The following is a 7,946-nucleotide window of genomic DNA, read 5'->3' as shown; positions in this document are numbered from 1 at the left end:
GCTGCATACTGTGCATAGGCTTCAGCTGCCTTTTCATAGAGGTTCATAGCACTGCGGGAAGTTGTGGGCTTTATTCTGGCAACCGCCTTCCTGAAATGGGTCATAGAGATCCTTATCTCATTTGCCAGTGCCTTCATTTCCTCTCTTGTCATGCCGGGTCTTATCACTGTTCTCAAAGCCAGCATGGAAGCTTCCCGGCAGATGGCATCTATATCCGCACCGACATAGCCTTCTGTCATATCTGCAAGCAAATTCAGGTCCACATCTTCGGCCAGAGGCTTTCCCAGGATATGTATCTCGAATATCTTCCTGCGTCCTTCCTTATCAGGCGGCTTAACGTAGATGAGCCTGTCAAATCTTCCGGGACGCAGCAAGGCAGGGTCAATAATGTCCGGCCTGTTTGTGGCAGCTATGACCACAACATCCCTTAGTTCTTCCACTCCATCTATTTCAGTAAGGATCTGGCTCACCACCCGCTCCGTAACATGCACATCAGTACTGGATCCTCTCTCAGGTGCCATGGAATCTATCTCATCGAAGAATATCACAGTCGGAGCAGCCTGTTTTGCTTTCCTGAAGGTGTCACGCACCGCTTTCTCGGATTCTCCTACATACTTGCTCAAAAGCTCAGGGCCTTTGATGCTGATGAAATTAGCTTCGCTCTCACTTGCAACCGCCTTGGCCAGCATGGTCTTGCCTGTTCCCGGTGGCCCAAAAAGCAATATGCCTTTGGGAGGCGTGGTATTGACAGCTTCGAACATCTCTGGATATTTCAGAGGCCATTCCACAGCTTCGATCAGTTCCTGTTTTGCAGCCTCCAATCCTCCAATATCATCCCAGCGTACATGGGCAACCTCCACGAACACCTCGCGCATGGCTGAAGGCTCTATGTTCTTGAAAGCTGAATCAAAATCAGCTCTGGTGACCACCAGGCTGTCCATTATCTCCTGGGGTATATCATCCTCTATGCGCATCTCCGGCAGCATCCTGCGCAGAGCGTGCATAGCTGCTTCCTTGCACAGGGATGACAGATCAGCTCCCACATAACCATGAGTTACAGCTGCTATCTGCTCCAGGTCAATGTCATTTTCAATAGGCATTCCCCGTGTATGCACGTACAGGATCTGCAGCCTGCCGTTACGGTCAGGGATACCTACCTCTATCTCTCTGTCAAATCTTCCGCCTCTGCGCAGTGCAGGGTCTATGGAGTTTGGACGGTTGGTTGCAGCAATAACAATGACTCTGCCCCTTGATTTCAGGCCGTCCATTAGTGAAAGTAACTGGGCTACCACCCTGCGCTCGACCTCTCCCATCACTTCATCCCGCTTAGGGGCTATGGAATCGATCTCATCGATGAAGATAATGGAGGGTGCATCCTTTTCGGCATCTTCGAACATCTGGCGGAGCTTGTGCTCACTTTCCCCATAATATTTGGACACTATCTCAGGACCGCTGATAGATATGAAATTAGCATCAGTTTCACTGGCAACTGCCCTGGCGATCATGGTCTTGCCTGTACCTGGCTGGCCATAAAGCAGTACACCTTTCGGGGGATCTATACCAAGTTTCTGGAATATCTCCGGGTGTTTCAGGGGAAGCTCTATCATCTCCCTTACCATACCCAGTTCACGTTTGAGGCCACCTATATCCTCGTAGGTGATGTGGTCTTTGGTTGTAGCTTCTTCCAGGGGTTTTTCCCGAAGCACGATCTGGGTGTTACGGGTAACTACCACAGGTCCTGAGGGTTTGGTGGCCAGTACTGCAAATGTTAGAGGATTGTTTACGGTCTCTACTCTGACCCTTTCTCCTTTGGAAAGCGGCCTGCCTTCAATGATCCTCAGGATAAAACGAGATCCACCTACAAGCTGCACTGGCTGGGTGGGTGCCAGGGTGACACTCTCAGCTTCATGTGCTAATATCTTCCTGATGGTTACCTGATCGTCCAGACCAATTTTAGCATTGTAGCGCAGATTGCCATCTATACGGATTATTCCCTTCCCGGTATCATCAACATAACCAGGCCAGACGATGGCATAGCATTTATCCTTGCCCTTGATCTCTATGATGTCGCCGCTTGTAGTTCCTAATTGTTGCATCAGGTCTTTTTCCAGGCGGGCTATGCCTCTTCCTGCATCCCTGGGGTATGCCTGTGCCACCTGTACGATGATCTCTTCGGACATTTGTTAACCGCCAATTTAAGAGCCAGTGTCTTTAACACGTGGTTTAAGAAGAAATTCATTATTCAAGCTGATTATTCAACTACTTTAATATTCGTATTTAGAATAATATGTCAATATTTAAAACATTATGTGATAGTCCATTTGCTGTGTTTCTTCTGTTCTGTGATCAATGGCAACAGGCTAATCATTTCCTGTTGAGTTTCAGAAATGCGGAACAAAACGTTTATATGGAATTGCTTAGTACACAATCGTACATTATAGCTTATATCAGGACATTCAATTTAATGGAAACTAAGGCCGGGATCAAAATGAATGGGAACTCAATGCAGCATGGTATGTGGAAAGAGTATACAGTACCTTCTCAGGAAGAACAACTTGAGAAATTCCGATCCCTGCTGGAATACGTTTCTGCCAATAGTCCTTTTTACAAGCAGAAGTTCTCAAAAGAGAATGTGGATATAGGATCCATTACAACTCTTGAAGATATCAGTACCCTTCCCTTCACGTACAAGGAAGAACTAAGGGATGCTTATCCTCTTGATCTGCAGGCAGCACCGGAAGAAAAAATAGTGCGCATTCACTCCTCGTCCGGCACCACTGGTAAACCCGTTATCATTCCCTATACGCAAAAAGATGTGGATATGTGGGCCGACATGATGAAAAGGTGCTATGAGCTGGCAGGCCTGACCAACCTGGACAGGATACAGATAACTCCCGGTTACGGTCTGTGGACCGCAGGCATAGGTTTTCAGCTTGGTGCCGAAAAGCTGGGTGCCATGGCAGTGCCGATGGGTCCGGGAAATACGGAAAAACAACTGCAAATGCTTATGGATCTGCGCTGTACCGCTATCACAAGTACTTCTTCTTATGCCCTGCTGCTTGCGGAAGAGATCAACAGAAGAGGCATAAGGGATAAGATACACCTTAAGGCAGGCGTCATCGGCTCAGAAAGGTGGAGCCGCAAGATGCGTATCCGTATCGAGGAAGAGTTAGGTCTGGAAAGCTTTGACATCTATGGCCTTACTGAAATATACGGTCCCGGCATCGCTCAGGACTGCCATCTGCATAATGGTCTGCATTACTGGTCCGACATGTTGTTTTTTGAGATAATCGATCCCGTTACAGGTGAAATATTGCCGGATGGAGAGCTGGGTGAACTTGTTGTCACAACTCTGTCAAAGGAAGGTGCACCTCTCATACGTTACAGGACAAGGGACCTGACCCGTATAATCCCTGGTCGATGTACTTGCGGATGCCCTTTTCCTCGTATTGACAGGATCTTAGGCCGTACGGATGACAGGATCAAGATAAAAGGGGTCAACATCTATCCGGGGCAGATCGAAGATCTCACTCACAGGTTTGAAGGTGTAAGCAGCGAGTACCAGATTCTGCTGTCCCGTGATGGTGGCAAGGAATCCATGCTTTTCCGTGTAGAGGTGGACAATGCCCTGGACCCTTGCTGCAGGCAGACAAAGGAAAAAGCCATCAGGAAAGCTTTTCATGATCTGATCGGTATTTCCGTAGATGTAGAATGTCTGAACATCGGGGATTTGCCGCGCAGTGAAAAGAAAAGTAAAAGAGTAGTTGACACAAGAGATTCATAAAATTCGTAGAGTATCTTATAATCGACCATAAAATTTTTATATCTTCCAGTTCAGCAACTATCTATAAATATGTATCATCTATACGAGATACGCGACTGGATATACGAATGCGAACGTTTCCTTTTCCTGGCAGAGGTTCATTTCATAGATACAAAAGTGTCTCCTGTATGTCACGAATTCTGCCATGTGTTAACTGGCAATAAGCTGGAGGAAATGCTTTGTCTTTTACGAGAACAGCATTGCACCTGTCTGAACGTGCATTCATGTGTTCCAACAGAGGAATTTGACAACTTCAAGTACGTAGTGGATAGCGTAGCATCTGAAAAATGGGGCATACTTAGTGCGGACAAGATCATTCAGGCACAAAGGACACTGCACAAGCTTGCCGGTGGACTTCGTAATGATATCATACAAATGCATGAAGAAAGAGGTTATCCCTTGTTATGCTCCGAAACAGAGCTGTATCATCCAAGGTAGGCTCTGTTCATCAGCACTACTTTAAGACTTGTTCTGTTGTACCTTCCTTATCTGTGTGGATGAAATACCATCGTCTCTATATTCATCCTCGGAAATAATGGTTATTATAGGTTCAACCTCTGGTGGTATCTCTATTTCGGTCCCTTTTCTGCTGAAAACAAGAAAATCAACACACTTCTCCCTGAAATGATCCAGAAGAGAATGCAGATCGTCTTGAGGACGATAATACCTGTTATTGAAAAGCCTCTTCATAGTGTCGGCACCTATAATAAAAGTGGAATCCGGGAAAATATTTGCCTTCTCTGCAAAAAGGGGTGTGTTCGTTACAAAAATATCTCCCATAAAATCAGGATCATAACAGGCCTGTATAGAAGATATCCTGTCTTCAAGTGAGATGTAGTCTATTGGCGGTTTGTCCACATTAATGAGTGAGATCTCGAAATGCACTGGTACACCATACTTCCTGGCTGCTATCCTTGCCATTTCCACATGGTTCCTGTGACACGGATCAAAAGAACCAGAGAAAATGATTTTATGTGAATGCTGTGCGCTACCCTCCTTCCCATTTACTCTTACACATCTTTTGATCACGTTAGAGTCATTGTCTTTGTGCAACAGCATGTCAGATATTGCTTTTGTGGCTTGTGCTCTCCTTATTTGCGGTCTTTCCTGTGATGATAATTCTGTTCCATACGTTATTCCCACATCCAGATCACAGGCTGAAGCTACCATGTTGATTATCGACAGGGACACCAGTGTTTCTTCGTGTTCTCTATCCCTTTTTTCTAAAAAACAGATGCTATAGGTAGTTGTGTTCTGGAGTGACTGGACTGCCATGTACAGCTCATGCTGTCTTTCTTTTCGTTCGCCGGATCTTGCCAGGGTGCATGTCGCGCTGATACCCAGGATGTTTGATCCTCCATTTTTTCCTGGTCTTTGTAGCAGCATTGCTCTTTGAAAGGCCGCCATGGCCATTGCCCGTGCGGTTCGTGATGAAGCATATTTTTCCGGCTTCCTGCCGGTAAACGCATCAAGTGCCTGCTGGCTGTACGGGACCACTGCTTCCAGCAAAGTGGCCGAACCTCCTCCATATCGCAATAGTTCTCCAATGGCCTCTGTTCCACCACCTGTGATCGCAAGCACAAATTCATATCCTGAGGAATGGATCTGATGCACAAGTTCTTTTATTTCCATGGCTATGTCTTTTTATATTGTTAACCCATTTCAAAGTTGCTCTTATACCAGTTTTCAGCAGTTTGAACAGTTAAAACCATTTAATTGTAAAGACAGCACTTATACTAAAAAAGAAAAATATTAAAGAATAGAGTTTTGTCTCTATTCTTCTATCTTAAACTTGGAAGCTAACTGCATGAGGTTTGATGCGAGATTTGCAAGTTCCTGTGCAGATGTGGAGATCTCTTCCATTGATGCCTTCTGTTGTTCAACTGAAGATGCAGCTTCCTGTGTTCCTGCTGCAGATTGTTCGGTGATGGCAGTAACCTCTTCAACGGAAGAATTGATCTGTTCAATTGAAGATGATTGCTCTTCAGCTGCCGCAGCAATATCCTGTGCCATCCTTGTAACCTCTGTACTTCTATCAGCTGCAGTTTTCATATCTATATGTGTTCTACTGAACATCTGTGCTCCTTGGGCAACTTTCTGCGTTCCCTTTTCCATGGTTGTGACGGCATTATTTGTCTCATTCTGGATCTGGTGCACTAGTACAGCTATTTGTTTGGCTGCATTGTTTGAGTCTTCTGCAAGCTTTCTTACTTCGTCGGCCACAACTGCAAAGCCTTTTCCATAGTCTCCTGCACGAGCCGCTTCAATAGCAGCATTCAGGGCAAGGAGGTTCGTTTGGTCAGCTATTGAAGTAATAAGCTCCACGATTTCCCCTATTTGTCTGGATTTGCCATCCAGTTCACGTATCACTTCGGCAGAATCGGAAACAGCTGTCTGTATTTCGGTCATATGTGACAATAACTGCTCAGATTGTTTGCTGATGCCTTCCAGAAGTTGGCTGGAACCCTGTGCAGCTGAAGCAACTTTCTGTGCATTGCTTGCGACATCCTGGACATTTGCTGTCATGTCTTTCATAGCACGAGACACTTCTTCTGCTCTTATGGATTGGCTCTGTGAACCTTTGGCTATATCAGCTACAACATCAGATATTTGACCAGCGCCGGAAGTCATTTCTTCAGAAGCTGCCGACAATTCCTGGGATGTAGAAGCTACTTTTGAAGACCCATCTTTAACCTCAGTAACAATTTTGCGCAGATTTGTTGCCATTGTCCCGAGTGCTGTTGAAAGCTGACCTAGTTCATTCTCGGAAGTGTTATTGATCTGTACGAGCAGGTTGCCTTCAGCGATCTTATTTGCTGCTTCAAGCATCTCATCAACTGGTTTTGATATCATTCTGGAGATAAGGAGTGCAACTGATATGCCCAGTATTATGGCTATCAAAGATATCAGACTTAAGACCATTAAGGCAGTGCTCATCTCTTTCTGCATTTTTTCATTTTGGTCAGTAAGTGCTGCTTCAGAAATCGACTTCACAGTTCGGGCAGCGTCCACCATCTGGATTTCTGCATCGTCCTTCTTTTTTTCATTTGCAACATATCCTGAAAATTCGGTCTTATAAGCTGTCGCCGCAATGATCACAGCATCTGCATCATCTTTATTCTTCTGTTGCTTATATCTGGATTTCAGATCTGAAGCAAGGGTGATGATAGCATCCATTTTCTGATTGACGTTATCAACATATTGTTGCTCTTCGTTCATCATAAAACCGAGTCTGTCATTACGGGCTTCAAGGTTCCATTTACTGATAGTGCTTGAATCTTCTGCTTTTAACACTCTGTCTTGTAAAGCTGCAGCATCAGCATTTTGCTCTATCATTTCAGAATATTGCTGCATTTGATCTTCATACATTTTAATGGTTACTTCATTTAGTGTATTTTCTTTTTCGATGAGTGTGTTATCTATTGTTTTTTGTTCATTTTCAAGTTGAACGTAAGTTGTGAAAGCCTGATCATAACTGTCAACTGCTTTTTGAGCATCATCCATTTTCTGTTTATCCGCAGAGTCTGTAAAATCTTGCCTCGATTCACTTATTTGAGCTGTCATTGAATCAAAAAGTTCATTCATTTGAATAACATAAGTCGTATCTCTTCTCAGCTGATAATTCTTTTCTGTAATCCTGGCATCTTCGCTATATTTGACAAGATTATTCATGTCCTCGGTAATCTCGGCACTGGTCTTAATATCTGACATTCCGCTATATCCTGTGTAAGCAACTATGGTTGTCAATAATAGTATGACTGCAAAACTCGCGATTAGCAATTTTTTAATCTTTACGTTTTCGAACATACTTCAATCTCCAATCACTATCTAGTAAAACTTTTTTACCTAATCAACTAAAATCAAAACACTACACACAACAGTTGAATCTATCTGTTATTGTCTGGATATATTTTGGTTAAATATTACATAATCATAATAATTATATAAATCTAACTACTAATTTTATTTATTCTGAAACCACTTTAACTTATTTCGTCACAGGTCTTATGATCAAATTCTAAAACTGATTTAGAACTACCTTCTCCATTGATGGTGAACTCTAATTCAGGATCGTTGATGTATGTTCTAAAAGCCTGCTTTTTTTATGATTCCTTTATATCTA

At 43.9% G+C, this 7,946-nt stretch carries 5 protein-coding genes; 2 read left to right on the top strand and 3 right to left on the bottom strand.

The window, feature by feature from the left end; all coding sequences use genetic code 11:
* Window positions 1–2,180: CDC48 family AAA ATPase (locus ACCM36_RS03275; RefSeq protein WP_370572300.1), on the bottom strand; the 2,180-nt coding region annotated here is incomplete at its 3' end.
* A gap of 308 nt (window positions 2,181–2,488) precedes the next feature.
* On the opposite strand from ACCM36_RS03275, the gene ACCM36_RS03270 reads away from it, so the two are divergent.
* Window positions 2,489–3,784, top strand: coding sequence for a phenylacetate--CoA ligase family protein (locus ACCM36_RS03270; protein WP_370572301.1), 1,296 nt, complete (start codon window positions 2,489–2,491; stop codon window positions 3,782–3,784).
* Between the two features lie 69 nt (window positions 3,785–3,853).
* On the top strand, window positions 3,854–4,261 hold the full coding sequence (locus ACCM36_RS03265) for a hypothetical protein (RefSeq protein ID WP_370572299.1): 408 nt from the start codon (window positions 3,854–3,856) through the stop codon (window positions 4,259–4,261).
* Window positions 4,262–4,282: 21 nt separating this feature from the next.
* Here ACCM36_RS03265 and ACCM36_RS03260 read toward each other — a convergent pair whose 3' ends face one another.
* On the bottom strand, window positions 4,283–5,455 hold the full coding sequence (locus tag ACCM36_RS03260; protein ID WP_370572298.1) for a hypothetical protein: 1,173 nt from the start codon (window positions 5,453–5,455) through the stop codon (window positions 4,283–4,285).
* Between the two features lie 141 nt (window positions 5,456–5,596).
* A complete protein-coding gene (locus tag ACCM36_RS03255) occupies window positions 5,597–7,630 on the bottom strand; it encodes a methyl-accepting chemotaxis protein (RefSeq protein ID WP_370572297.1) in 2,034 nt (677 codons plus the stop codon).
* Window positions 7,631–7,946: the final 316 nt, after the last annotated feature.

This window comes from Methanomethylovorans sp. (assembly GCF_041305605.1).
GTDB lineage: Archaea > Halobacteriota > Methanosarcinia > Methanosarcinales > Methanosarcinaceae > Methanomethylovorans.
This window is presented reverse-complemented; position numbering and strand designations above follow the sequence as displayed.